The sequence below is a fragment of the Paenibacillus sp. 1781tsa1 genome (genome assembly GCF_024159265.1).
Taxonomy (GTDB): Bacteria; Bacillota; Bacilli; order Paenibacillales; family Paenibacillaceae; genus Paenibacillus.
Window position 1 is genome coordinate 3,463,100 of record NZ_JAMYWY010000001.1, and the last position, 25,657, is coordinate 3,488,756.

General features: G+C 43.6%; 21 protein-coding genes and 1 pseudogene. 15 read left to right on the forward strand and 7 right to left on the reverse strand.

Features of this window, described 5'->3' with window-relative positions:
* Window positions 1-368: 368 nt before the first annotated feature.
* Both NKT06_RS15335 and NKT06_RS15340 read left to right on the forward strand, forming a co-directional pair.
* Window positions 369-1,667 (forward strand): NCS2 family permease, encoded by a 1,299-nt coding sequence (locus NKT06_RS15335; RefSeq protein WP_253435962.1) that lies wholly within the window; start codon window positions 369-371, stop codon window positions 1,665-1,667.
* Between the two features lie 156 nt (window positions 1,668-1,823).
* The gene (locus NKT06_RS15340; RefSeq protein WP_253435966.1) at window positions 1,824-2,807 is read left to right on the forward strand and encodes an alpha/beta hydrolase; all 984 of its coding nucleotides are present in this window, start codon (window positions 1,824-1,826) and stop codon (window positions 2,805-2,807) included.
* Between the two features lie 67 nt (window positions 2,808-2,874).
* Here the strand turns inward: NKT06_RS15340 and NKT06_RS15345 are convergent, their stop codons facing one another.
* Complete coding sequence (locus NKT06_RS15345; protein ID WP_253435968.1) at window positions 2,875-4,227, reverse strand: MATE family efflux transporter; 1,353 nt, start codon at window positions 4,225-4,227, stop codon at window positions 2,875-2,877.
* Between the two features lie 136 nt (window positions 4,228-4,363).
* On the opposite strand from NKT06_RS15345, the gene NKT06_RS15350 reads away from it, so the two are divergent.
* Window positions 4,364-5,044: a TetR/AcrR family transcriptional regulator C-terminal domain-containing protein gene (locus NKT06_RS15350; RefSeq protein WP_253442591.1), complete on the forward strand. Its 681-nt coding sequence runs from the start codon at window positions 4,364-4,366 to the stop codon at window positions 5,042-5,044.
* Window positions 5,045-5,236: 192 nt separating this feature from the next.
* Here NKT06_RS15350 and NKT06_RS15355 read toward each other — a convergent pair whose 3' ends face one another.
* On the reverse strand, window positions 5,237-5,641 hold the full coding sequence (locus NKT06_RS15355) for a VOC family protein (protein ID WP_253435970.1): 405 nt from the start codon (window positions 5,639-5,641) through the stop codon (window positions 5,237-5,239).
* A gap of 194 nt (window positions 5,642-5,835) precedes the next feature.
* Window positions 5,836-6,495, reverse strand: a complete 660-nt coding sequence (locus tag NKT06_RS15360) for a helix-turn-helix transcriptional regulator (protein ID WP_253435972.1) — start codon at window positions 6,493-6,495, stop codon at window positions 5,836-5,838.
* Window positions 6,496-6,661: 166 nt separating this feature from the next.
* On the opposite strand from NKT06_RS15360, the gene NKT06_RS15365 reads away from it, so the two are divergent.
* The 7 genes from NKT06_RS15365 to NKT06_RS15390 all read left to right on the forward strand — a co-directional run bounded on the left by NKT06_RS15365 (window position 6,662) and on the right by NKT06_RS15390 (window position 13,263).
* Complete coding sequence (locus NKT06_RS15365) at window positions 6,662-8,020, forward strand: MFS transporter (protein ID WP_253435974.1); 1,359 nt, start codon at window positions 6,662-6,664, stop codon at window positions 8,018-8,020.
* Between the two features lie 12 nt (window positions 8,021-8,032).
* The gene (locus NKT06_RS31910; protein WP_367399861.1) at window positions 8,033-8,380 is read left to right on the forward strand and encodes a winged helix-turn-helix transcriptional regulator; all 348 of its coding nucleotides are present in this window, start codon (window positions 8,033-8,035) and stop codon (window positions 8,378-8,380) included.
* The gene (locus tag NKT06_RS15370; RefSeq protein ID WP_253435976.1) at window positions 8,370-8,729 is read left to right on the forward strand and encodes a HesB/IscA family protein; all 360 of its coding nucleotides are present in this window, start codon (window positions 8,370-8,372) and stop codon (window positions 8,727-8,729) included. The genes NKT06_RS31910 and NKT06_RS15370 overlap by 11 nt, the downstream gene beginning before the upstream one ends.
* 23 nt (window positions 8,730-8,752) lie before the next feature.
* A complete protein-coding gene (locus NKT06_RS15375; protein WP_253435978.1) occupies window positions 8,753-9,040 on the forward strand; it encodes a HesB/YadR/YfhF family protein in 288 nt (95 codons plus the stop codon).
* Window positions 9,041-9,235: 195 nt separating this feature from the next.
* A complete protein-coding gene (locus NKT06_RS15380; RefSeq protein ID WP_253435980.1) occupies window positions 9,236-10,600 on the forward strand; it encodes an MFS transporter in 1,365 nt (454 codons plus the stop codon).
* A gap of 70 nt (window positions 10,601-10,670) precedes the next feature.
* Window positions 10,671-11,894, forward strand: a complete 1,224-nt coding sequence (locus tag NKT06_RS15385) for a macrolide family glycosyltransferase (RefSeq protein WP_253435983.1) — start codon at window positions 10,671-10,673, stop codon at window positions 11,892-11,894.
* 139 nt (window positions 11,895-12,033) lie between these two features.
* Window positions 12,034-13,263: a multidrug effflux MFS transporter gene (locus tag NKT06_RS15390; protein ID WP_253435987.1), complete on the forward strand. Its 1,230-nt coding sequence runs from the start codon at window positions 12,034-12,036 to the stop codon at window positions 13,261-13,263.
* 164 nt (window positions 13,264-13,427) lie between these two features.
* Here the strand turns inward: NKT06_RS15390 and NKT06_RS15395 are convergent, their stop codons facing one another.
* Entirely contained in the window at window positions 13,428-14,402 is a 975-nt protein-coding gene (locus NKT06_RS15395; RefSeq protein ID WP_253435990.1) for a helix-turn-helix transcriptional regulator, read from the reverse strand.
* Between the two features lie 105 nt (window positions 14,403-14,507).
* On the opposite strand from NKT06_RS15395, the pseudogene NKT06_RS15400 reads away from it, so the two are divergent.
* Window positions 14,508-14,991: pseudogene (locus NKT06_RS15400) on the forward strand (GyrI-like domain-containing protein).
* A gap of 94 nt (window positions 14,992-15,085) precedes the next feature.
* Here the strand turns inward: NKT06_RS15400 and NKT06_RS15405 are convergent.
* The 3 genes from NKT06_RS15405 to NKT06_RS15415 are packed head-to-tail and all read right to left on the reverse strand — an operon-like array spanning window position 15,086 to window position 18,748.
* Window positions 15,086-16,207 carry a Ger(x)C family spore germination protein gene (locus NKT06_RS15405; protein WP_253435993.1) on the reverse strand — a complete coding sequence of 374 codons (1,122 nt, stop codon included), beginning with the start codon at window positions 16,205-16,207 and terminating at the stop codon, window positions 15,086-15,088.
* Window positions 16,204-17,292 carry a GerAB/ArcD/ProY family transporter gene (locus tag NKT06_RS15410; protein ID WP_253435996.1) on the reverse strand — a complete coding sequence of 363 codons (1,089 nt, stop codon included), beginning with the start codon at window positions 17,290-17,292 and terminating at the stop codon, window positions 16,204-16,206. The genes NKT06_RS15405 and NKT06_RS15410 overlap by 4 nt, the downstream gene beginning before the upstream one ends.
* A complete protein-coding gene (locus NKT06_RS15415; protein WP_253435999.1) occupies window positions 17,285-18,748 on the reverse strand; it encodes a spore germination protein in 1,464 nt (487 codons plus the stop codon). The genes NKT06_RS15410 and NKT06_RS15415 overlap by 8 nt, the downstream gene beginning before the upstream one ends.
* Before the next feature lie 228 nt (window positions 18,749-18,976).
* Here NKT06_RS15415 and NKT06_RS15420 point away from each other — a divergent pair, with 228 nt between their 5' ends.
* The 4 genes from NKT06_RS15420 to NKT06_RS15435 all read left to right on the forward strand — a co-directional run bounded on the left by NKT06_RS15420 (window position 18,977) and on the right by NKT06_RS15435 (window position 25,647).
* Window positions 18,977-21,274, forward strand: coding sequence for a copper amine oxidase N-terminal domain-containing protein (locus NKT06_RS15420; RefSeq protein ID WP_253436002.1), 2,298 nt, complete (start codon window positions 18,977-18,979; stop codon window positions 21,272-21,274).
* Between the two features lie 116 nt (window positions 21,275-21,390).
* On the forward strand, window positions 21,391-23,679 hold the full coding sequence (locus NKT06_RS15425) for a preprotein translocase subunit SecA (RefSeq protein ID WP_253436005.1): 2,289 nt from the start codon (window positions 21,391-21,393) through the stop codon (window positions 23,677-23,679).
* Between the two features lie 17 nt (window positions 23,680-23,696).
* Window positions 23,697-24,452: a class I SAM-dependent methyltransferase gene (locus tag NKT06_RS15430; RefSeq protein ID WP_253436008.1), complete on the forward strand. Its 756-nt coding sequence runs from the start codon at window positions 23,697-23,699 to the stop codon at window positions 24,450-24,452.
* Between the two features lie 247 nt (window positions 24,453-24,699).
* Complete coding sequence (locus tag NKT06_RS15435; protein ID WP_091018885.1) at window positions 24,700-25,647, forward strand: ABC transporter permease; 948 nt, start codon at window positions 24,700-24,702, stop codon at window positions 25,645-25,647.
* The last annotated feature ends 10 nt before the right edge of the window (window positions 25,648-25,657 follow it).

The following is a 25,657-nucleotide window of genomic DNA, read 5'->3' on the forward strand; positions in this document are numbered from 1 at the left end:
ACTGTCAGTGAACATTACTGGCAGTCTTTTTATATGTGGTAAACATTGAGCACTAAGTGTATACACTCTGTCCTAAAAACGAATGAACATAAGATATAGTATATATATAGTTCGTAAATAACTGTGAACAAATCGTCAAATCGTTGACATCGCATGTTATTTTAATTAGAATACGAAATGGACTTCAGGTTAAAACAGAGATGAGTATCTTTATGTTTCGTTTTTATGTTTCGTACAGAGCATAGCTGTTAAATCTTTAATCCTAACAACGAATATAGGAGCGTTAATATTACAATCCTATATGAGGCTTAGGATTTTTTTGTTTTTAGCTTAGGAGTATAAATTGAAAGTTGGAGGCTGGCTTTATCATGGACAAATGGTTCAAGCTCAAAGAAAGAGGTACGAGCATTCCCACAGAGATTATCGCTGGGATTACAACATTCTTCACAATGGTATACATAGTGATCGTAAACCCAGGAATACTCAGCAGCACGGGCATGGACTTCAACGGAGTATTTATTGCAACCGTACTGGCAAGTATTGTGGGAACTCTGATTATGGGAATATGGTCCAATTATCCCATCGTCATCGCGCCGGGTATGGGACTGAATGCATTCTTTGCGTATAGCGTCGTTGCCGGGTATGGCGTGTCCTGGCAGGTTGCACTGGGAGCGGTATTTATTGCAGGGATTTTGTTTATTATTTTATCGCTTACATCATTCCGGTACATGTTGCTAGATGCCATTCCTGCTAGCTTAAAACATGCCATAACGGCAGGGATCGGATTGTTTATTACAACGGTAGGTCTGCAAAATGCCGGCATTATTGCCGATTCAGAATCGAATTTGATTACGATCGGAAACCTGGCTGAGCCAATGGCTTATCTGACTATTATCGGATTGATTATTACCGTTGTGCTGATGGCTTACAAAGTGAAGGGTTACCTGTTCATCGGAATGGTGGTTACAGCGATACTTGCCTGGATCATGGGACTATTCCAAATGCCGGAATCGATTGTATCCATGCCGCAAGGCCTGACGTCAACGGCTCTGCAACTGGATCTGGCAGGTGTATTCTCAAATGGCTTGTATACGATCATATTTACGTTCCTGCTGATCACACTGTTTGATACAACGGGCACGATGCTCGGCGTTGCCGAACAAGCAGGATTGCTTAAGGAAGGTAAATTTCCACGCTCGCGTGGCGCACTATTGGCAGATGCCGTAGGAACAACCAGTGGCGCTTTGCTTGGAACAAGCCCAACATCGGCTTACATCGAGTCCAGCACGGGGGTGGCTGCAGGAGGAAGAACGGGACTCACAGCGGTAACGGTAAGTGTGCTTCTTGCTCTGACGTTGTTCTTCACACCGATCGTAAGTGTAATTTCAAGCATTCCGGCGATCACTTCTCCGGCACTGATCATTGTTGGGTACTTTATGATTAACGTTATCAGCAAAATCAAATGGGATGATCTCGAAGAAGCATTTCCTGCCTTCTTAATTATCATCCTTACTCCGCTCACGCATAGTATTGCGACAGGGATCGGCGTAGGTTTCATCTTTTATCCGGTACTCAAGTTGCTTCGCGGAAAAGGCAAGGATGTTCATCCGATATTCTATATCTTTGCGGTATTGTTCTTCATTCAGCTTGTATTCCTGGACCACTAAAATGGTCTAACCCTAAAGAGAACTGCTCTAACAAGCAGCTCTCTTTTTTTTGCAGTTCATATTCCGTTCATATTCCCGTCACGAAGGGTACATCTTCCATCGTTACACTATACCTATGTCGCAAGAGCGGCTCTACAGATATATAGACAGGAGAAGATGGATGTGGGAAATACAGTGGATATAACAACAACGGGGACTAAGGGCCGCAAAAAACGGAACTTATGGTTAAAAATAATTGGAGGTATTGTCGGCGCGCTGGTGTTGTTCATGGGCATCACGTTTGTCGTTCATACAATCAGTAATGGGATCGAGAAAAAGAAAATTGAATCGTATGGCCAATATGTCAATGTCGATGGGAAAAAAATGAATGTGTCCATTCAAGGCAGCGGCGAACAAACGATTGTGCTTTTGCCTGGACAAGGAACTCCGTCACCAGTACTTGATTTCAAATTGTTAATCGATGAATTGACGCCTGATTACAAAGTTGTGGCGATTGAGCCTTTCGGTTATGGGTTAAGCGACCAGACCGAAACGGAGAGAACCACCGAGAATATCGTCAGTGAAGTTCATGAAGCTGTACAGCAGCTCGGGATTAACCGCTACATTCTGATGGGCCATTCCATCACGGGACTATATGCAGCGACGTATGTGAACACGTATCCGGATGAAGTTTCAGCTTTTGTCGGGATCGACAGCAGTGTTCCGAATCAACCGGGGATGGATGTCAAATTACCTTTGAACTTCATGAAATTTCTTAAACAATCAGGTCTGATGAGAGTACTTTCAAAAGTGAGCGGTGATTCAGATGCATCACTTGCATACGACGAACATACCAAAGAACAGATGAGGTTGATTTCGAATCAAGTCTCGACAAATCCAACATTAGTAGATGAGCTTAAACACTTGGGTTCCAATTTCAAAAATGGAGAAAAGCTTACTTACCCTCATGATCTGCCGATGCTGCTCTTCGTTCAATCCAATAACGAGCATAACCCGCAGTGGATACCACTGCATGAAGAACAAGTCAAACAATCGGCACAGGGCAAAATGATCCCAATGGAAGGATCACATTACCTGCATCATACGAAATACAAAGAAATCGCCGAGGAATTCAAATCTTACATGAAACAAATCCAATAGGATGATTAATCATTGAACTGCGGTGCCGAACTTGGTGCCGTGGTTTTTTCTGATACAATCAGCAAAACTACTGTACCAATTGTGCCATATCCGGCTGCAATTTGGTACGCAAAACATATAACATGATGGCCCCAACTAGGAACGCCACGGCATCCGCAATAACGAGCGACCAGATCACTCCATGAAAGCCGTTCATTTGATTAGCGATATACAAGACAGGAATTAGTGTAATCCCTTGAATGATGGACATAACAAACGCCGCGGTTCCTTGGGCTGTTGCTTGGAAGATCCCCATAAACAAAGAAGTCATTCCTGTAATAAACAAGGATAAGAAGGTCACATGGAGAATGTAGCTACCCATTTCAATTAATTGAGGGTCAGTCGTAAATAAACCAATCAAGTGGTCAGAGATCAGATAAACAATAACACCGAACAGGACGGCTAACGCCAAAATAGATTTGATCGTGAATCCAATCGTTTGTTTCATGCGTAATTTATTCGCTGTGAATGAGAAGGCAATCAACGGCACAACTCCCTCGCACAAGCCCATCAGAATAAACTCAGGAAATTGCAATAAACGTGATGAGATTCCATACCCCGCAACAGCCTGATCTCCATATTCAACAAGAAAAAGATTAAGAATAAGCGACATTGCACCTAAGAAGACACTCATAACAAAGACGGGAACTCCAATTTTTAATACATTGCTCAAGATGTCCTTGGTCACCTTGAACCATTTCAGGGAGACGGTTAAGAATTGACTCTTATAACTCATATGGAAAGCGTAAAATGCACTTGCAACCAAGTTGGATATAACAGTAGCAGATGCAACCCCGATCACACCCCAATGGAAGACAAAAATGAATAGCGCATCGAGGATAATATTTATAACAACACTGAGAATCATACCGGTCATTGAGGTAATTGCTGAACCTTCTGAGCGCACAATATTCTCCAGCGTGAAAAATAAAATGACAAATGGTGAACCAATAAGCATAACCGTCACATAGTCTTTCGTAAATCCGAAGGACTCAGGCGTTGCGCCCAGCCCATGAACGATTGGTTCGATCAGCGGGAGCCCAACGGCAATCACAATAATTCCCAATACTAAACTACTGTAAAAGGCGAATGAAGATACATGCTTCAAATCATCTACTTTTTTCTCTCCCAGTAAACGGGAGATGAATGTACCGCTACCTATACCAATTAAATTACCAAGGGCCATGATGACCGAGAATAAAGGTAAAGTTAATGCGAGTGCGGTTAACATTGCCGTATTACCCAGTGTACCAAGGAAATAGGCGTTCAAGATGGAGTAAATAACACTCATTGACGTGCCTAGCATCATTGGGACAGCAAAGTGAGCTACGGCTTTGGCGATTGGTGCTTTTTCAAAGTAATGGAGGTTTTCTGCATCCATGTGGGTCACTACTTTCTTCGTTAATATTGATCTAATCTAACACCGTTAGATTGAACCTTACAGTGTTAGATGTTATCATGAACTTATGAACCTGTAAAGCATAAACTTACACTGTTAGATTAAAGGGCGGATAATGATGAAAAAACAACAGCCTCAGATTTCGGAAGATAAGATTCTGGAAACCTCGTGGCATCTTCTGGCGGAAGAGGGCATTGAGAAATTCAGCATGAGACGCTTGGCAGACAAGCTAGGGATTCAGGCTCCATCTCTATACTGGTACTTCAAGAGCAAGCAGGCACTCTACCAGCGTCTGGCCAACCAGATATCGAAAATTATTCTGGACGAGTTTCACGCCGAAGGGGATTGGAAAGAGCAAATGGAAGGGCTTGCGCTAACCGTACGGAATGTGCTCAGCCGATATCCTTGCTCCACACAGCTCATGATGATGACGCTACCCCACGAGCCGGACATGATCCGCTTCACCAACCGCATGTTGCTCTGCATGGAATCAACACCACTAGAGCAAGAGCAGAAATTACAGGCCGTTCTTACACTGGTCAACTATGTATTCTATTTCGTACTGGACGATTATCAGCATCAGCGCAATATATCAGCCGTTATTAAGGATCAGGAAACACTTCAGGGTGAGGAGATGATCCAACTTCTGGACTCCATGAGTGAGAAGGAAGCTGGAATCTTCAGTAGGATGTATAAGAGCGGTATGTTTGAGGTGATGGGAACCGAAGGAGCTTTCGAGTTCGGCTTGAAGCTTATATTGCTGGGGATCGAACAAGTGGTTAAAGAGCATGAGAAGTAGACGCGTGAATTAATGGAGACAGTAACGAGGATTACTGAGTGGTAATTGGATAGGTAAAATAACAAAGAATGATAACAACAATCCGTCTAAAGTAGTGGCTGGTTGGTGTTATCATCTTTGTTATTCGAGGATCAAGAAGTTGATTCTATCGGAAGCTGCAACGCCAGTGACTTTAAAAAGGTTACCGGCAATTTAATTACCTTTCGGCATTTTGCTCTCATCCATATAAAGCAGGTTCCAGCGATGACCGTCCAGGTCGGCAAATCCTGCGCCATACATCCAGCCATCCGTTTCACCCGGCTTGCCAAAGATGGTTCCTCCGGCAGTCTCTACTTTTTGAATAAACGCATCAACTTCCTCTCTGCTGTCAGCACCAATGGAAAATATAACTTCTGCGCTATGGGAAGTATCTGTGATTTTTGCACCTGTAAATTTCTCAAACGTTGCATCCGGAAACAGTAGAATCGTTGTTGAGCCTATGACAAGCTGGGCTCTCTCGTTGCCAACATTCTCCCCTTGGAATCCAATCTCATTGAAAAAGGTAGTGGATTTCACAACATCTTTCACCGGCAGGTTCATCCAGATTTTTTGTGACATGGCTGTAGCCTCCTAAAGTATATTTTCAACACTCTTACTATACTCTACTTAAATCCAAAATTATATAAACGGTGATATACATAACAGGTATTGATATTTCTTCGTCAATGCTTGAATATATGCGTGTCCGAATCGTTCTAATCAGTTCAAAACCCAAACCAAAAGAGCAATCTCCAATGAGGTTGCTCTTTTGGTCATGGTTTATTTTGCCTAACGGTGTACACGCAGTTTCTTCCTCCGGCAAGAATGTATTCTCCCCGTTCAATATGAACATTATCGCCTAGAACCGTTTTGAATAAATGTAACTCATTCTTGCATAAACCGGTACATACCGCGGCAGCTTCACAGATAGGACAATGCTTCTCGATGAATAGGAGACTGCCATCATCCTGCTCCTTAACCTCGGCCATATAACCTTCATTTGTACGAATTTCGGCTAATTTCTCCAACTTCTCTCTAACATCTGATGCAGCGCCTAGATACTCAAGATATTGTTTTTGCATATTTTTATTTCGAACATCCAGCAGCTTGTCCAGCCCTTCATTACCAAAAGCTTCTTTCATCGAATTGATGAGGCTGACGGATAAATCCGAATATCCGCTCGGGAAAAAACGATTAGCCGCGGGAGTTAATATCCATAGCTTGGTGGGGCGACCCATGGGACGGGCTTCTTCCACAGTAGTAACCAATCCTTCTCCTTTTAGCGCATTCAGATGTTGACGAATAGCCATTCCGGATAACGAAAACTGAGAGGAGAGTGCGACAACGTCCATTCCCCCGCGCTCCTTTAACAGATCAATAATCGCTCTCCGGGTACTGGTTGAGACATCCTTTTTAGTCTGATTTCCGCTCATGGTGCACCTCCTTGTGACGCAACTGAATCTACATGACTAACTACATTTTAAACAAAAATGTTGACAAAGTCAAAACCGAACTGTAGCTTAGACATTATAAACAAAAATGTTTACTAAGTATCCGGATACGACGTATACATACCAATTTTCCTGGAGGTTACATTTCATGTCGTCTAATCATCAAAGTATTTTCAGCCCGCGTTATTTTGCACTGTCCATAGGAATTATTTTGTCAGTGATGGCCGTTGGATTCGAAGGTCTATCCGTCACCACCATTGCTCCTTCAATTGCTGGAGACTTAAACGGTCTTAGCCTGTTCGGGTGGATATTCAGTACGTATCTGCTTGCGCAGATTATCGGGACGCTGGTCGTCGGTCGGATCATTGATAAAAGAGGACCTGCAGCACCGTTCACTTTTGCACTTCTGTTGTTTATTGTAGGGCTGATCGCTGCCGCAACCGCAGGCGACATGTATACCATGATAGGATCACGGGCTCTACAGGGTTTGGGTGCCGGAGCTATGATGACTTGTGTATATACGGCTATATCCTTAAGTTACCCGGATGAGTTACGTGCCAAAATTCTTGGAGCATTTGGTACAGCCTATGTTCTTCCGTCTATGCTCGGTCCATATGTAGCGGGTCTTATCGCAGATCAGTGGTCCTGGCGCTTTGTTTTCTGGGGGATCTTACCTGTGCTAGTGGTTTCAGCATTGCTTAGTTTACCTGCCTTTAGGAAATTAAAAGTGCAGAAGACGGGAGTGGATAGCGGATCTTCATCCACTTGGATGGCGTTACTCTTAACGTTAGGTACAGGGATTTTCCTGGTTGGTTTAAGTATGCTTCCGAGCATTATGGGATTTGTTTTAGTCGTGATTGGTCTAGTATTGATGTTATTTCCGCTCCGTAAATTACTACCGAAGGGAACACTTACGTTGCGAAGAGGTATGCCAGCAATTCTGGCAACACGTGGGTTGTTCTTCGCTGCTTATACCAGCACACAGAATTTCTTGGTATTAGCTCTAATCGACGTGAAAGGAATTACACCGTCACAGGCCGGATTAATTGTCGCGAGTGCAGCATTAAGTTGGTGTATCATTGCGTATCTGCAAGGACGGTGGGATGCGGCAGATCAGGGCCGTGGACGTCATATGAGAATTTTTCTTGGGGTATTGTTACTTGCGATAGGGATTGCCATCGTATTTTGGGTACCTGTTGTGACCGTTACCATTGCAGTTATTGGTCAGATCATTGCAGGAGTTGGTATTGGATTGGCGCATCCGATTAGCGGTGTTGTCGCATTTTCCCAAACGAGGGAAGAAGGCGTGGGTCAAACCTCGGCAAATCTGCAATTTGCAGATTCGTTTACACCTGGTGTAGTGATCGGCATTGGTGGTTCCATTCTTGTCGTGTGTCAGGCTGGCGGTCTGTCACTTCAATCCGGCTTAATTGTAGCCATGGGTTTCCATCTCTTGTTGATCGTCACGAGTATCATTGCCAGCACTCGGATCTCACCACGCGGATGAATAAGAAAGTGGGTGTACAGACCATTGTTCACTGAAGACCCGAATAAACTATTTACAGCTTATCGCATCATCGGGACGAAATGGACGATCCATATTTTATGTGCTCTGTCTCAAGGCCCGAAGAGATTCGGTGAAATATTCGAAAGCATTCCTTCCATTTCCGAAATGATCCTCTCCAGACGTTTAAAGGGTCTTCAACTTGATCATTTGGTCAAAAGAACAATACTGACACGCCCTACGCAAATAATATATGAACTTACGCCAAAAGGAGCTGCTCTTGCAGCATTCATACCCTGTCTAATGGACTGGGATACCAAATTTCAAAATGATACCACCGGGAGGAATAAAGATGATCATTGAGGTCAGTGATACAGCATCGGACAAAATCGTCGAGATCTTATCAAGTGCAGATATCCATAATGCCTTCCTTAGAGTAGGCGTTGATGAAGGGGGATGCAGTGGTTTATCGTATACCCTTATCGTGGATGAGCAGCAGGCAGAAGAAGACATTGTGTTAAATAAAAAGCAATTTAAGATATTAGTTCACGCAAACAGTATTCCATATATTGATGGTCTTGAGATTGACTATGAAGAGAGCGGAATGTTAGGCGGGTTCACCATGAATAATCCAAATGCCAAAGTTTCGTGTGGATGCGGGGCGAGTTTCAGAATGGCCAATTATCGTGGCGAAGTAAAAAAATGTGATTAAACTGAGGGAAGGGGTGCAGAGTAATGATCTCATTTGTAGTATCTGATCAAGCGATCGATTCATTTAAGAATGAATGGGAGTTGGAAAAGGGCCAATATGTAAGGATTTATGCAAAATATGTTGGAGGAGGCTCCGATGCTTTTACAATTGGCATCAATGCGAGTGCTACACCAGTCGATCCCGCTTTGGTTCAATCCATTGGAGGCTTTCATTTCTTTGTTGAAAAAACAGATGCCTGGATCCTGGAGGATGAACTTCTCCAAATTGACTGTAATGAAAATGGCATATTTTCAAGCAAAATCTCCTATTGAACATGGAATCATAATCTAGACCATGATTCCACTTTTTAAACATTTAACTTTACAAAGTAGAACAGGTAATGTATATTCAGGGAGTTAAAAGGTTTAATTTACCATAATAACCATCAAATAACGGAGGTGTAGAAGACAAACAACAATCAGATTGGGATTTTCGATGCTCAGTACAGGGCGACTACAATTGGTATTATGCTGGTTCTGGCAACCGTAGCTTTCGAAGGACTGGCTATCACGACAATTGCCGCGAAAATGGCACAAAGTTTAGAGGGCATTCATTTATACGGTTGGATCTTCAGCGCATTTTTATTATCTCAGCTTGTTGGAACCTTGGTTATGGGTCAGCAGATTGACAAGCGCGGTGTTTTTACATCCATGCTGATATCTTTTAGTGTTTTTGTGTTAGGAACTGTGGTCTCCGCTGTCTCTTTCGATATGCATATGCTTATTGCCGGAAGAGCCCTTCAAGGCTTTGGAGCGGGGGCCCTGATCACATGCATTTATACCTGTGTGACATTACATTATCCAGATACACTTCGTACTCAAATCCTGGCCGCATTCTCCATGGCATTTGTCCTGCCTACCTTAATCGGACCTTATGCAGCAGGCCTTATTGCTTCCTACATCTCGTGGCGGTATGTTTTCTGGATCGTTCTACCCTTGATTGGAATAGCGCTCAGTCTCACATTCCGTTCTTTCCGTAATTTGCAGCTTCAGCAAGATCTGACAGGTCCAGCGCGAGCAACCGACTCTAAGATTATGTATGCGATTCTGCTTGCCGTTGGAACAGGGCTGTTACTCACAGGACTTGGTATGATAACCGATTGGAAAGGCATAGTGCTCACTTTGGGTGGATTAGTCGTCATGATCCCACCAATGCGCAAATTGCTGCCTGTGGGCACTTTCTCGGTACAAAAAGGATTGCCTGCTACTTTAGTTTCGAGAGGGCTATATGTTGCTTGTTATTTTACAACGGAAAGTTTTGTGATCTTGGCACTAACCGAAGTGAAGGGGTTATCAGCTGACCTTGCGGGCCTCATTGTAGCAGCAGGATCTCTCAGCTGGTCCGCCGCAGCGTGGTTACAAGCCAAGCTTGATGCACGAGATCAAGGTCGTGCCCGAAAGGGCAGAGTCATGACGGGCATTGGGATTATGATCGTTGGAACTGTACTTGTGATCCTGGCTCTTATTTTGACGGACGGCGGGATTATACTCATCCTTCTCTCACAAATGATTACAGGATTCGGTGTTGGTTTGGCCAACCCTACAACGGCAGCCATTGCTTTACAACATGCCTTGCCCAGGAAAGAGGGAGAAATGTCCGCCAATCTGCAATTTGTGGATTCCTTCTATATGGGAGTAAGCATTGGCGTTGGTGGAGCTCTGATTGCTTTGTCCGAAACGTTACAGTGGGGAATATCGACAGGTGTTTTGATCGTGTTAACACTGCAATTATTATGGGTCTTGTTAAGTTTCTTAGCATCACTACGAATTACCAAACTCGTTCATCAAGAACATCATCCAATCAACCAAGTGAAGGATAACATCTCCATGTAACGGATGACGACCGCGTCGTTAAATACATCACGAAGAACGGGGGGACTAATTGCATTGGGAGGTGGGTAAGATGGCACGTGTATTAGTAGTCATTACTCCAGCTGAAGGACATGTGAATCCATCGTTAGGATTAGTTACTCAGTTGACGAACAATGGTGAGGAAGTCATCTATGTGTGCACGGAGGAGTACCGTTCCCGAATTGAACAAACCGGTGCCCAGATCATTACCTATCCGTTTCCACAAGATGCCTTCTCTCATGATCCGGTGTTGAAACCCCAGGAATACAAGCATCCTTATCAGTTCATTTATATGATGGTAAGCGGTATTATTCGGAGGATCATCCCCAATGTGCTGCAGGTGATCGAGAATCAAAAGTTCGATTATATGATCTTTGATTCCCTGATGGGATGGGGAGGGACTATTCTTGCAGAAAAACTGGGAATTCCAGCGGTGTGCTCGATTGCGTCCTTTGCTTTTGTGGAGCCTCTCGGGTCTAACTCAGTTCTGAATGAGAGGGAGACCAAGGAGCTTTATGAGGCTACGATGAAGATCACAACGGAGTTAGCCGAAGAGTTTCAAGTGAGTATTCCAGCCATGGAAGAGATTCCGGCTCATGCAGGTCAGTTAAAGCTTGTGTACACCAGCCGTTATTTTCAGCCGCAGGCAGAAAAGCTGGATGATCGTTTTATTTTCACGGGTCCTTCGATCATAACACGTCAAGATGCTCCGACCTTCTCGTTTGAGTTGCTTCGTGAACGGTACCCGCAAACCGTGTACATTGCTATGGGTACGATTTTAAATAAGAACTTGGATTTCTATCAGCTTTGCTTTGAAGCATTAGGGGATCTCCCTGTGAATGTTGTTCTGTCTTCAGGAAAGTACACGGACATGACGCCGCTGGCGGATCAAGTTCCTCCTAATTTTATCGTCAAGCCATACATTGCCCAGTTGGACATGTTGCAGCATACCGATGTTTTTATTACACATGCTGGAATGAACAGCACAAGTGAGGCGTTATATTACAACGTTCCGATGGTGATGATTCCATTAACATCGGATCAGCCTCTTGTCGCCAATCGGGTACAGGAGCTGGGTGCGGGTATTACTTTAAATAAGCATAATCTCAGTGCAACTGATTTGAGAGAGGCATTAACAGAAGTACTACACAATTCACTTTATAGACGGCAGGCTTACCTCATTGGTGAATCTTTAAGGCAGGCAGGCGGTTACAAGCGAGCTGCCGAAATGATCATGAGTTATATGGGTTCAGGCCGGGGAAGTTACACAATTTAAATGGTGTTCCATTCAAAGTCGCTTAATAAGCGGCTTTTTTTGGTTTTAATGGTCTCAAGACTTGACCTACAGTTAACTCTATGTCTTATACTCCGATTAGGCTTGCAAATTATATAAGGAATTGGAGATTTTATTTATTATGGCGAAGAGCACGAATTGGAATGTTTTTGGACTAGCAATACTACTAGGTTTATTTTCTACATTAGGTCCATTTACGATTGATATGTATTTACCGGCTTTTCCGGAGATTGCACAAAATATGAATACAACGGCATCACTTGTACAATTTAGTCTTACTGCCTGTTTATTAGGACTAGGTGTAGGACAACTCGTTATGGGTCCTTTGAGTGATGCGTACGGTAGACGTAGACCATTGTTGATCTGCATGGCGGCCTACATTATTTGTTCCTTGGCATGTGCGTTTGCTCCGAATATCGGACTATTGATTTTGTTTCGTTTCACGCAAGGATTTGCGGCATCCGCTGGAATTGTCATTTCCCGTGCGATAGCTAGAGATCTGTATAGTGGACATGAACTCACTAAATTTTTCTCTTTGCTGTTGCTTGTAGGGAATTTGGGGCCTTTGGCAGCACCGATCGCGGGAAGTGGCATTCTTTCCTTCACCACATGGATTGGCGTATTTATCTCTCTTTCTTTCCTGGGGATTTTCTTATTAATCATGACAAAGTGGAGCTTAAAAGAAACACACCCTATCGAAAGACGTATGGTTCCCGACTTCAAACAGCAATTGGGTAATTACAGAACGCTTCTGCGTGACCGCAAGTTTGTAGGTTACATGCTGGCACAGGGAATCATGACGGCAGGGGTCTTTGCTTATGTGGCAGGAACACCTTTTATTTACCAAAATATATATGGTGTTACACCTACAGTATTTGCTATATTGTTTGCTTCGAACGGCATCAGCTTGATCATCGGATCTCAAATCGTGGGTCGATTGGCCAAACGTATCCCTGAGCAAACGCTTCTACTATCCGGGCTATGGCTTGCTTTAATAGCAAGTGTCGCTGCTTTAGTGGTAACTTTGGTTCATGGTCCACTTTTCGCTTTGGTCATTCCATTGTTCTTCTTTGTTTGCTCAATCGGCATTACATCTACAGCGGCATTCCCGCTGGCCATGGAAAGTCAAGCTAAGATGGCCGGAAGTGCAGCAGCACTGCTCGGCGTTGTTCCTTTTCTACTGGGTGCATTGGTTGCTCCTCTGGTCGGTATCGCAGGTGAGGACACTGCCGTCCCGTTAGGACTCACTTTGTTAATGACCAGTATTATTGCCATTGTTACTTATTTTCTACTCGTTAAAAAAATCTCGCAACATACACCTAATCATGCCCAGTCTAATGCTGACTTTTAGTATAAAAGGAAATCTCGCCAAGGATTGGCGTGAGGCATAATGAATATGATTCCATTACAAGTCGCTAACATAGCGGCTTTTTTTGGTTTTTCGTACTGAACGCTCAGCCTGAATTCCGGTAAATCGTTGTTAGAAAAATGGAGAGACTAGGGAGGAGGGGACGCTCACTGCTTCAACTGGTATAAGTTAAATCTCTCTTGTACAGCGTTTAGGACTTCCTCCGGAATTTCCTTAACTTTGATATCTTCACCTAGAAAAAGCAACCAATTGGTAATTTCAGTTAATTCGTCTACGTTATGAACATTCGTAAATGCCTTTAGAAGGGCTGTCGTTTGGTACGGATTCGTATAGGCAATCGAAAACTTTAAAGGATGGTATTTTTTGAATTGCGCAATCGCCTTTGGGCCAAGTTCCAGAACAAGGTTGATGACCTCTTCCTGCGTATTTCGTTTGAGTTGTTCTACAATCTTTTTCATACTGGGTCTTTTTTTCGTCGGATATGCTTCTACACGGATGAGATTGTCGACAGATATGATTCGTCTATTTTCTTCCTCTAAGTCAAAACCTTCAATGATCCAATGGCCTTTTTGATGATGAAGGTGTAATAGAACGATGGGATAGGACTTTGTTTTTTTGTCTTCTTGGACAGTAACTAACAAATAACGTTCGATAAGAAGAATTTGGATGAGTTTCTCCAAGGTTGGGTGGGGCAGGTCTGACAGATCTAACAAGTCTGGATTATGGGGATTGGTCCCCTCAAAAAGTAATATTTGATTCAGATGCACAAGGTCATCTTGCTGATTCTCTGAGATGAGGCCCAATAATTTTTCAGCCAAAGATTGACGACTCTTCAGATAAGGAAGTTGTTGATTTCTTGTCGCCATAAAGGCAATGAATAACGCTTTAATTTCATTATCGGTAAACCGGACCGTAGGCAGAAGGGAGTTGTTCATGACAAAATAACCCCCGTCGCGCCCAACTTCAGCGACTAGTGGCATTCCCATGGCTTCAATTTCTCTGATATCTCGAATGGCTGTCGAACGCGAAATGTTAAATTCTCGCATGATTTCAGAAATGGTAAAGTGCGCTCGGTTATTGATATACCGCGTGATGGTATTAATGCGTTCAACTTTTTTCATTGGGTCTCCTAAACAGTATCATATTCTGACATGATTTAAGGTTATTATAAACCCATCAAGGGAAAACACAAATCAAATCACAATTTAAAGAGGATGGTGTAAATAATGAGTAATTATCATTTTGAAGAGAAAGAAAGCTTCGTCGTACTAGGTATTGGAACAGATCTTAAGAGCGACTACACAGATTATGCTGGTATCAACAAGGAGAAAGCGGATTTTTGGTCTAAGGTGAAAGAAGATGGAAGCCTGGACAAACTAAAGTCCCTGGCAACAAATGAATACATTTTTGCCGTAAAACGAAGCAGTGAATAACAAGATGATGCATTATGCTGGGGTCATGACAGAAGAATCTCTGCCAGAAGCAACGAGAGTGCTCCAATTCCCTAAGGGAGAATACCTGGTTGTGAAGGGCGAAGCAGAGACGGCAGAAGCACTCAGTAATATGCTTACTGGCATTGCCTTTGGTCAAGCCCTCCCCGTAGAAAAGGATTATGCCTATGTTGGCGGTCCGAATACAACAGTTGAAATGGGAGAGAAAAACGGTTTGGTATATGGTGAAATGTGGATTCCTGTTGTTAGGAATGGATAAGAAGTGGAGATCTGAAGACGTTTGAGTTGAATATGAAGGACAAAGCTCTCTTCAAAATGGAAGAGAGCTTTTCCAATTGCACGACAGCATGTTATTAATTTAACACACCATTGCCGATTATTGTAACTTTTACTTCCGGGTGAAAACGGACTTGCGCATACTGTTGATTCCAGTCTAGGTTTTTCCACAAGTCCGGGTGATGGGCTATTAAATGTCTGCCAATACCGAAGGAATCACACCCGCTCTGCTGAAGTGTCTTGATAATTTGTTCTGCTTCCTGAGTCATGTCATCGGATAATTTACGGTTCAGACGTTCAATCGTTTCCTTTTCCTGAAGATGATTCATTGCATACTCAACAATCGTTACTGGAAGTTCGATATGGAGATTCACATCAATTTGGCTATCATGTGCAACCTTTACCGCGAGTTTACGTTTGATTTTTTTGGTATTCGCTTCGTAAGTGATATAGTTCCGTGGATTATTGGAAGGACCAGGATGAATCTTTTTGACAAATCGCGCTGTTTTATTCCATTTACCACTCATAATAACGTATAGGGGAGCCTGTTCGATACTAAGACTCCCTCTGAACCTTTGCCCATGAAACAGAGCGATTCCCCGAGCATCAATTTCCTCTCCCTTCTTAAATAGATAAGGCAACGTAAAGTCCTGTCCCGGATCCAGCATGGGTGGGAGAAGGGTCTCTAACGTCATTTCAGGAAAAATGCATAATTCCTCCAAACTCTTAATTTTTTTCGTTATAAACTCACCAATCAATATGCTACCCACTCTTTTTTGGTGTAACAAATCGCCGGCCTCTCCATCCACAATGGCAATTTTCACATGTGAGGTCGGGTAATCAGGTTCTCGATATAAGACATCCAAGTATGGGTAGATATCATTTTGTGCGAGTTTGTTGCCGTATAAGATCATCCCATATTTGAAGAAACGGATATCACCCGTCACTTTAGCGCGGATTCTATCCGTGCTTTGTCGGACGGATCTCCCGGTACCTGAGTGGACTTCATTACCGTTGCTCCCTTGTTGACTCTCAGAATCATCGACAATTTCGAGCGTTTGTATGATTTCACCTTCTGAGGTGATATCATACGCTGAAGCATTAGCCAGTCTGGCATCTTTCAAACTATCCTGATCCCAGCATCCCGTCATCACCATAAGCAGGATCGGCAGGACAAGGTTTTTTCCTCGTTTACTCATATCATCTTCTCTTTTCGTTTCATTATATAAGATAGAACCAACAGTAGCAGAGGCAGGATCATGAGAAAAAAGTAAGCCGATCTGTTGGCTATCGTACTAATCAACTCAAGTTTTTCCCGCTGTTGTGGCAGATAGGCAATTACACAAGAAGCAAGAACAACATAAGGCACAGCTTTTTTATGGTGTTTTTGTTTGAAGAGATAACTTATACCATAAGATGCCGTATAGTAGTAACCGCAGATCGCCCCAAAAATTGAAATTAACCAGATGGGGAGGAACAGAAAATCTGCCCGATCCATAGTCCCGAGTGGGATCGAACGGAGCAAATAAATGACAGGTTCAGGCATTAAGTCAAGTTGCTGCGGACTAAAAGCCGTTGAACAAATAAGCACGGTAAATGCATACAACATCACAACTACAGCACTTGCCAAAGTAATAGACTTGAGTTTTCCACCGCTACTACCTTCAACCATGGGAAACACAACGAGAAAAAACTCGAATCCGAACATAGCCATTAATGTTTCGGTTGATCCACTAATGATATTGGGCCATCCTGCTTCGGTTAAAGGCAAAAGATATAACAGATTGACTTCCTTGAGTCCATAACTGATCAATACCATCATGGGCAAGACCAAAAAGGAGATGAGTACAAGTACTCGCGCAATGATTCGTAATTTTTGCCGAACCAAATAGATACTGCTGAACAAGAAGAGGGCTAGTATAGCCCACCTTGGAGTATCCTGCAGCATCCAGCGGTTAACCACACCATAGGCGTTCACCAGGACAGAAGTACCCATTAATAGGAAATATCCAACGTAGGCAATGATCAGCAACTTTCCCATCCATTTACCCGTAATCAGCGTGACAATGTCATAAATGGACGAGTTCGGGAATCTTCGCATCAAAAGCCAGCATAACAGTATGACAAGTTGAATCAGGAACCCTCCAAGGAAAACAGAGATCCACCCACCGCCTTTGGACAAAAGATGTATCCGATAAGGGAGAGACAATATATCTACCCCGATTTCAAATTTCATGATGAGCAAGAACAATTGTCCCCGAGTGATCGTTGTTTCCTTATTCACGTTTTTTCCAACTCCTAGAGAACTTCTGCTGGTTTAATTTCTGCGGCCTTGCATCATGAGGACGCTGACGAAGTGCCCAAATAGGAAATCGGATCCATACATCCTTCATGTCAGCTAATCGGAAGGGGGCGACTGGAGCAAAATAAGGCGATCCGAAGTTTTCCATCTTACATAAGTGGATGGTTAGAATTACCAAACCAAATGCGATACCGATATATCCAAAAAGCGCAGCTCCAATCATCATTGGAAAGCGGAGAATACGTACCGCTGAGCTCATCTCATGCGAAGGTACCAAAAATGACGAGATAGCTGTTAGTGATACCACAATAATCATGGTGTAGGATACAAGTCCCGCTCGAACGATAGCATCTCCGATAACCAAACCGCCAACGATACCGATGGTCTGTCCCACTCGGCTCGGAAGTCGGACTCCGGCTTCCCTTAATACTTCAAAGATCAATTCAAGCAACATTGCCTCTACAAGTGCAGGAAAGGGGATGTTCTCCAATGATTTCTTTATTGTGTGTGCCAGCTCGATCGGTAAAATAGCGGAGTGAAAGGAAATGGTCGCAATATAAACAGCAGGTAATGTAAAAGCAATGACAAAACTCATCATTCGAATTAACCGTAAAAAGGAACTGACAATCCAGCGACCATGATAATCATCCGGACTCTGGTAAAAAGCAAAAAACGTCACTGGAGCGATAAGAGCTGAAGGGCTGCCTTCGGCAAGTATGGCGACACGTCCTTCCATCAAGTTGGCAATAACCCGGTCAGGCCTTTCGGTATTGAGTTGCTGAGGGAAGAGAGAAAAGGGATTATCCTCGATAAACTCTTCAATAAATCCTGGAGCCAGCACCATATCTGAAGATATGGATGTGATTCGCTCTTTAACTTCGTTTACCAACTCCGGATTGGCTAAGTCTTGAAGGTATACAACTGCAATTTTGGTATGTGTCTTCTCGCCAACGTTAAAATATCGAACGATTAAAGACGGACTTATAATTTGTCTACGAAGCAGATTCAAATTAACGGAAAGTTGCTCTATGAAACCATTGTGCGGCCCTCGAATAACACCTTCGTTTTCCGGTTCGGTTGTGCTACGGACATACATCTTCTCGGTAGAAAGAATGTAAAACTCCGGGTATCCATCAAGTATGTACAGACATTTACCTTGAATGATTGAGTCTACTCCAATTTGCAGATTCGTTTCTTTTCGACTTTCTAATGTGGTGAACGATGGATAGATTTCCGCATGAGCATGCTCATTTAGTGCTGTTAAGACATGTGTTTGAATGATCTCCTGATCTACAAGTGAATCGATATAGAGAAGCACACTCTGTACACCATTAAGTAGAAGCTGTTGTTGTTTCAAATCGTCTGTACAGTAGAGGGACTGTTCCACATAAGAAATATTCATTTTTAATTCAGAGAATGCCTGATTGGTTGGGTTCATTGATCCACCTCTTTATAAAATGCGACATGGATTATCTTGTGCAAAATCAAGACTATTATTCAAAAGAGGCTTTTTATTCAAGAACTTATAACCAAAGTTTGAAAGATCGTTGTCAAAATCCAAAATTTACAATCCAATTAGAAACTTTTTCCTAAATCTAGCGTCTAATATTATGACTTTTTGAGGGGTTATAAATTACTAGAGAGTAGAAGGAGCCAAAGACAACGCATGAATATGAAGAAGAAATTATCCATTTTTACCGCTTTAGCCGTTTTTCAAGCATTTGCAGTCGGTTCTGTGAATGCGCAATCAGCACCACAAGGTGACACCGCGTCAGTAAACACGGCCAATGTAGAATCAGTTGAGGTGTTAAAGCAAGAGCAGCCGATTGCAGAGCGTGAAGTGAAGACAGAGAGCAATAACAAATCGATCAATACTCCGTCCTCTGAAGCCAAGGAAACTAAAACCTCGACCGGCGATCAAGCAACATCCAAAACAGATAGTGAGAAACCTGCATTGGATGGGGGAGAGACCACTACTGACGCAACGGGCACGAAACCTGAGGTTCAAGAGGAAGCCCCTGAGGGGGAAACGCCAGCTACACCTGCTCAAATAGAGCAACCATCCATTGATGGGACGTCTCCTGTAGCAGCAGGTGGGAATCTGACACTGTACATGAATAGCAACAAAATGGAGCAGGATGGAAAAACGTATCTTGCTGGCCAGCCAATGGCAGTAAAAAACGGTGTATCCTATGTTGCCATACGTGCGCTGGTTGACCGTGTGGGGTACGGGGTCAAATACGATAACAAAACCAAGGAAACCATCATTATTAGTGGTGACAATGAACTCCGATTCAAGACGAACAGCAAGGACTATACCGTCAATGGAGAGACCAGAACGATGAAAGGCCCTGCTTATCAGCAAAAAAACACGTTCATGGTGCCGTTAACTTCCATTACTCAAGCCCTGAACATCACCTATAAAGTGAATCAGTCAGCCAAGACGGTTGTGCTGAATCTGAATACGAAACCTGTTGCAAGCTTCACCATTTCCCAAAAGGAAATCTTTGCGGGCGATCAAGTGGACTACGTGACTTCTAACAGTTCCCCCAATGGAATGGATATCGTTGATGAACGCTGGACAGGTCGCCAGGATTCATATGATCAAGCAGGTACATATACGATTTCATATCAAGTACAGGATGCCAACGGACAATGGAGTGATCCCTATTCAATTACCATTGAAGTATTGAGTCCTAATCTTCCTCCTGTAGCGATGTTCGCCACGGATAAAGAACAGTATAAAATGGGCGAAAAAATAACATACACAGACCAAAGTACAGATGATGAAAATAATATTGTTAAAGCGGTGTGGGAGAACAATTCACTTGCGTTCTTTGAACCGGGTCCAAAAACGGTAACACTTACGGTTACTGACAATCATGGCGCTACGAACACGTACTCCAAGGTTATCACCATAACCAATGAGACCTTATATTCATTTACCGACTTCAATTTACTCTTCACGCCGGTAGGACAGAAATTTACCTTTAACGGCGGTGAAGTGACTACCATGGAGAAAGTGCCGTATACGTATATGGATGAGCCAAGTTTGTTGATCCGCAGTAACAGTCCGGAAACGGTGAATACGGAAGGCATTGTGTATAAAGAATCATCTTCGGGACAGACCCGTTTCATGATTCACCACGTGAACAATACAGGCAAAAGAGTAAAAATGTATGTGATTGCAACCAATAACAACCCAAATCCGGCTGTATTCGAACAACAGAATATGGGCTTTGCCGGACCTACACCGTATGCGACCGTAGCCGGGAAATTGTCTATTGATAAATGGTTCAAGTCAATTCAGACTGGAGCGGATCAAAAGAAAGAGTACCTTCAACCTGGGGAAAGCAAATTGATTTTGACCGAACTTAATAAAACGCCGATGAAAGAAGGACAAGTCATCTCTCTCTATTCGGATGCATATAGTGATTATTCCTTAGACTATAACGTTATCCTGGTGGAAGAAAATAAAGATCCGTTCGAAGCCTTGCCATTGCTTCCCGTGCTTGATCGTGACGGAGTGCATAACCGAGGTACGTACCCGAACGCGACTCGCATCATAAAGTACGATGAGCACGTGGGAATCAAACCGGCCCGTCTGCCACTTGGTGACAATTCAAGCGATCCCAATCTGGTAGGAACCGATCCGATGGCTTACACAGACGCATCCAATGCGGGTAATTTCGGCGTATTGTACAAAATCACGCTGACCAATGTTGCACCGCGTACGCTTATCTCCTTTAACCCTCGTGGAGGGAAGTACTCCGGAGTAGCGCTGGTGAACAATCAGTTGGTATCGATTGCCGAAGGTAACGTTGCGGTTGCCAATTCAAGTGAACAAAGTGTGCTTTACCGCACCGGTTCAACTGGAGAGAGCGTAACCATTCTGTTCTCAGCCGCGCCAGGAAGCAACCTGCCGGTCAATCTGCTCTTTACACCGCTCCCATCGGAGAAGTAAGGTGTTGTCTCTTATAACGAATGGTTTGAGTGGCGCGTTAATTATCGACAGAAAAGACTCCATATGGAGTCTTTTCTTTTCACATCTTATTTCGACTAAGGAGGAATCGAATTCCGATGAATGTAGTCGTCAAGTTGATACGTGGATTCAAAGAGCGGGATAACCAGCGTTGGTTGAAAGATTATCGAGACAAAGTGCAGCTTATAAGGAAACGGAATTTGGAAGCTTGGGACGATCAGCGCCTGCAAATGGAATCCCTTCGGCTGCAAGAAGAAGCAAGATCAGGCACGCCTTTGGATGATCTTCTGGTTGATGCTTATGCTTTAGTCTGCGAAGTTGCGAAGAGAACACTCCGATTACAGCCTTACGATGTGCAGATTATGGCTGCTATCGCTTTGCACGAAAGATTTTTGATCGAGCAGCATACCGGTGAAGGAAAAACACTCTCTGCTGTTATGCCTGCTTATCTCAACGCTTTGACAGGCAAAGGCGTTCATGTGCTCACTTTTAACGACTACTTGGCGAATCGAGATGCAGCGTGGATGGGCCCCATCTATCGCTTCCTCGGGTTAACGGTAAGCTCGGTTCAAGCGGGCATGAGCCTGTTCGAGAAACGGGAAGCTTACGCCAAAGATATAACCTATGTTACGGCTAAAGAAGCAGGGTTTGATTATTTGCGTGACACAATAGCATTAAATGAAGCTGATACCGTGCATCGTGCTTTCCATTACGTCATCGTCGACGAAGCGGATTCACTACTTCTTGACGAAGCACGAGTACCGCTAGTCATTAGTGGCGATTCGAGCACAACCAAGAGTGATGGTGTTCTTTTCGCAGAAGTGGCCCGACAGCTTCAGCCAGGAGAGCATTACGATTTTGATGAATTCCAGCGGAACGTATACTTGAATGATGCGGGTGCTGTGAAAGCGGAGTTGCTTCTGGGATGCGGCAATCTGTACGATAGCCATAACAGTCATTTATTAACATCATTGAATTGTGCACTGCATGTGGAATCGTTATTAAAAAAAGACGTCGATTACATCGTCCGGGATGGTGGAATTGAACTAATCGAAGAACATACTGGCCGTGTGGCCGAGAACAGGTATTTGCCGGACGGGCTGCAAGCTGCGCTGGTGGCGAAAGAAGGATTGCAGTGGAAGGCCGGCGGGAGAATTCTCGGCACGATCACGATTCAACATTTCATTAGCCTGTATTCGGGAATCTGCGGAATGACGGCTACGGCGCACGCTTCAGCAATGGAATTCGAGGATATCTATGCGTTGCAGGTCGTGCAAATTCCACCGAACCAGCCAAACATACGGATCGACCACAAGCACCGAATATACACCCATAAGGAAGCCAAATATAAGGCACTTGTACAAGAGATCTCTTCCGTTCATAGGGTGGGACGTCCCATTCTTATTGGTACGTCAAGCGTTGAGGAGTCTGATATGCTGGCGGAGGCGCTTGCCGCTGCTGACGTACCTTGCCAGGTTCTGAATGCAAAAAACGATGCGAGAGAAGCCGAAATCATCGCTAAAGCGGGAGAAATAGGCGCGGTAACGGTATCTACGAATATGGCAGGGCGCGGCGTCGACATTCGTCTTGGCGGCGGTAATCCTGCTCAGGCAGAAGTGGTTGCCAAGCTGGGCGGATTATATGTAATAGGTACACATGTGAATGAAAGCATGCGAATAGATAACCAGCTGCGCGGGCGTTCTGGCCGCCAGGGTGACCCGGGTGCTTCCGTATTTTATATAAGCCTGGAAGACGAGTTGATGCTTCGCTTCGGCATGCATAGACTGTTTCGCGCTACCAGACAGGACGAGGCTCTTGATGATCCGGCGCTACGCAGCAAAATCGAGCATATTCAGCGCGTGATCATAGGTCAAAACTTCGATATTCAGCGGGAATTGAACGGTTATTCGGATATGGTGGAGGATCAGAGGCGAATCCTATACGAAGAAAGGCTCGGAATATTGAAAGGCGAAAGACCAATGAGCCCATCGGAGCAGCGGGTACGGCTTTTTTATATGGATGAGTTCTGGGCTGACCATCTGGCATACTTATCTTACATTCGCGAAAGCATCCATCTCGAGAGTATTACCAGTCGCAACCCGATCGATGAGTTTCATACGCAAATCACCCAAGCATTTGAGAAAATTCCGGCTAAAATAGATCATGAGTCGGCGAATATGCTTAGAAAACTTGGAGGTTCAAATGATCCGGCCAAATGGGAACAGTTCGGTCTAAAGAGTCCTATTTCGACTCGGACTTATATGATCAACGATCAATACAGCCAAGATAAGCGCAGCTCATGGACCGGAACGACGGTATTTGCTTTTTGGGGCAGTAAAATTTTGAAGCTGTTACTGTGGCCGGTATATAGGTTGTCAAAATATTGATGGGAGCGTGACGATCGATGAACAGTGAAGAACGGTTTACGAGCCGGGTCGATTCGTATTTGAAATACCGCCCGAGCTATCCAAAAGAGGCTATTGACCATTTGTACGACGTAGTTGGTTTAGATGCGAACAGTAATATAGCAGACATTGGTTCAGGTACTGGGATCATCTCAAAGCTACTTCTGGAACGCGGAAGCTATGTAATAACGGTCGAGCCAAATCAGGCCATGCGGGAAGCCGCCGAGCAAACGTTAAAAAGCAATCCGCAATTCCAGAGTATAGCAGGTTCTGCAGAATCTACTGGATTACCTGATCAATCGGTTGATTTTATTGTCTGCGCTCAGGCATTCCACTGGTTCGATCGATCCGCAGCCCAAATCGAGTTTCGCAGAATTCTACGACCAGGCGGGAGAGTAATACTCATCTGGAATTCACGTCTAACACACGGTACTCCGTTTCGTGAAGAGTACAATCAATTGCTCCATACATATGGAACCGACTACCAAAAAGTTAATCACAAAAATATTTCTCAAACGATGCTGCTGTCTTTTTTCAAGGAAGGTTCGATGCATGAAATGCGATTCAGAATGAGTCAGAAGTTCGATTTCGAGGGATTGAAAGGCCGGTTGCTATCATCTTCCTACAGTCCTGCACCTGGGCATGCAAATTACGATCCTATGATGTCAGAACTGCGGAATTTATTTGATAAAAATAATCAAGATGGTATTGTTGCATTCGACTATGAAACTGAAATTTATTGGGGAGAAGTATAGATCACCAAAATGATACCCAGTTATATCAATAAGGGATAAGAATATAACAGCCATTTGAAAGTCGCTATTTTAGCGGCTTTTTTTATATTTTATTAGAACAAGTTCTTGTCCAGCTTGTCTGGATTCAGTTGTTGAAACGAACCCTGGTACACTTCCTTAAAATCTTATAAGAAATTCTTGAAATTTCAGAAATTTATCCGATAGGCGGGTGCTATTATACAAATACAAACAAAGACGAGGTGATGAAATGCAAGCGAAATTGGCAGCGGACGCCGTTCCCATCTCCACAAAGCGAAAGTCATGGATAAGGACAATACAAAAGCACAAAGTGATGTATGCTCTCTTATTACCAGCCTTAATTTACTTTGCCGTGTTCAAATACATTCCTATGGCGGGAATCATGATTGCTTTTAAAAACTACAACCTGGCTTTGGGACTATGGGATAGCCCCTGGGTGGGATTCAAAAATTTTACGGATTTTATGAACGGCGTTTATTTCTGGGACATCATGAAAAATACGATCATCATATCGCTGTATAAGCTATTGTTCGGATTCTCCGCGCCCATCGTACTTGCTTTACTCCTCAATGAAGTCTATAGCCAATGGTTTAAGAAAATCGTACAGACCATCACTTATTTACCTCATTTTCTGTCATGGGTCATTGTGTATGGAATTATGGTGGCATTACTAGCCCCAGGCGATGGTCTCTTTAACATGATTATGAAGGATTTTGGTTTTGAACCCATCTCGTTTCTAACGGAACCTGCCTGGGGCAGATTGCTGATCATCTTATCTGAAGTATGGAAGGATATTGGATGGGGGGCAATATTGTACCTTGCCGCCTTGGCAGGAATAGATCCAAGCTTATATGAAGCAGCTCGAATGGATGGCGCTTCCAAATGGAGACAACTATGGCATATCACGTTACCTGGTATTCGAGGAGTCATTATTCTGATGCTGATTCTAAAATTAAGCCATATCCTGGATGCGGGTTTTGACCAAATATTCATGTTTGCCAATACATTTAATCAGGAGAAGATCGACATTATCGACACATGGGTATACCGTGAAGGGTTGGAGCGTCTCAAGATTGGCTTGGCTACTGCTGTAGGATTGTTTAAAGCTGTCATCGGATTTGCTTTGGTGTTGGCAGCGAATAAGCTCGCCAAAAAATTCGATGGGCAAATTTGGTGAGGTGGTCTTT

What these genes read in the sequence shown, in the direction of transcription:
- NKT06_RS15420 (WP_253436002.1), top strand. Translation starts at nt 18,977, where the DNA reads ATGAATATGAAGAAGAAATTATCCATTTTTACCGCTTTAGCCGTTTTT.
- NKT06_RS15345 (WP_253435968.1), bottom strand. Translation starts at nt 4,227, where the DNA reads ATGGATGCAGAAAACCTCCATTACTTTGAAAAAGCACCAATCGCCAAA.
- NKT06_RS15335 (WP_253435962.1), top strand. Translation starts at nt 369, where the DNA reads ATGGACAAATGGTTCAAGCTCAAAGAAAGAGGTACGAGCATTCCCACA.
- NKT06_RS15375 (WP_253435978.1), top strand. Translation starts at nt 8,753, where the DNA reads ATGATCTCATTTGTAGTATCTGATCAAGCGATCGATTCATTTAAGAAT.
- NKT06_RS15340 (WP_253435966.1), top strand. Translation starts at nt 1,824, where the DNA reads ATGGATGTGGGAAATACAGTGGATATAACAACAACGGGGACTAAGGGC.
- NKT06_RS15380 (WP_253435980.1), top strand. Translation starts at nt 9,236, where the DNA reads ATGCTGGTTCTGGCAACCGTAGCTTTCGAAGGACTGGCTATCACGACA.
- NKT06_RS15430 (WP_253436008.1), top strand. Translation starts at nt 23,697, where the DNA reads ATGAACAGTGAAGAACGGTTTACGAGCCGGGTCGATTCGTATTTGAAA.
- NKT06_RS15405 (WP_253435993.1), bottom strand. Translation starts at nt 16,207, where the DNA reads ATGAGTAAACGAGGAAAAAACCTTGTCCTGCCGATCCTGCTTATGGTG.
- NKT06_RS15355 (WP_253435970.1), bottom strand. Translation starts at nt 5,641, where the DNA reads ATGTCACAAAAAATCTGGATGAACCTGCCGGTGAAAGATGTTGTGAAA.
- NKT06_RS15350 (WP_253442591.1), top strand. Translation starts at nt 4,364, where the DNA reads ATGAAAAAACAACAGCCTCAGATTTCGGAAGATAAGATTCTGGAAACC.
- NKT06_RS15385 (WP_253435983.1), top strand. Translation starts at nt 10,671, where the DNA reads ATGGCACGTGTATTAGTAGTCATTACTCCAGCTGAAGGACATGTGAAT.
- NKT06_RS15435 (WP_091018885.1), top strand. Translation starts at nt 24,700, where the DNA reads ATGCAAGCGAAATTGGCAGCGGACGCCGTTCCCATCTCCACAAAGCGA.
- NKT06_RS15365 (WP_253435974.1), top strand. Translation starts at nt 6,662, where the DNA reads ATGTCGTCTAATCATCAAAGTATTTTCAGCCCGCGTTATTTTGCACTG.
- NKT06_RS15360 (WP_253435972.1), bottom strand. Translation starts at nt 6,495, where the DNA reads ATGAGCGGAAATCAGACTAAAAAGGATGTCTCAACCAGTACCCGGAGA.
- NKT06_RS15395 (WP_253435990.1), bottom strand. Translation starts at nt 14,402, where the DNA reads ATGAAAAAAGTTGAACGCATTAATACCATCACGCGGTATATCAATAAC.
- NKT06_RS15370 (WP_253435976.1), top strand. Translation starts at nt 8,370, where the DNA reads ATGATCATTGAGGTCAGTGATACAGCATCGGACAAAATCGTCGAGATC.
- NKT06_RS15425 (WP_253436005.1), top strand. Translation starts at nt 21,391, where the DNA reads ATGAATGTAGTCGTCAAGTTGATACGTGGATTCAAAGAGCGGGATAAC.
- NKT06_RS15415 (WP_253435999.1), bottom strand. Translation starts at nt 18,748, where the DNA reads ATGAACCCAACCAATCAGGCATTCTCTGAATTAAAAATGAATATTTCT.
- NKT06_RS15390 (WP_253435987.1), top strand. Translation starts at nt 12,034, where the DNA reads ATGGCGAAGAGCACGAATTGGAATGTTTTTGGACTAGCAATACTACTA.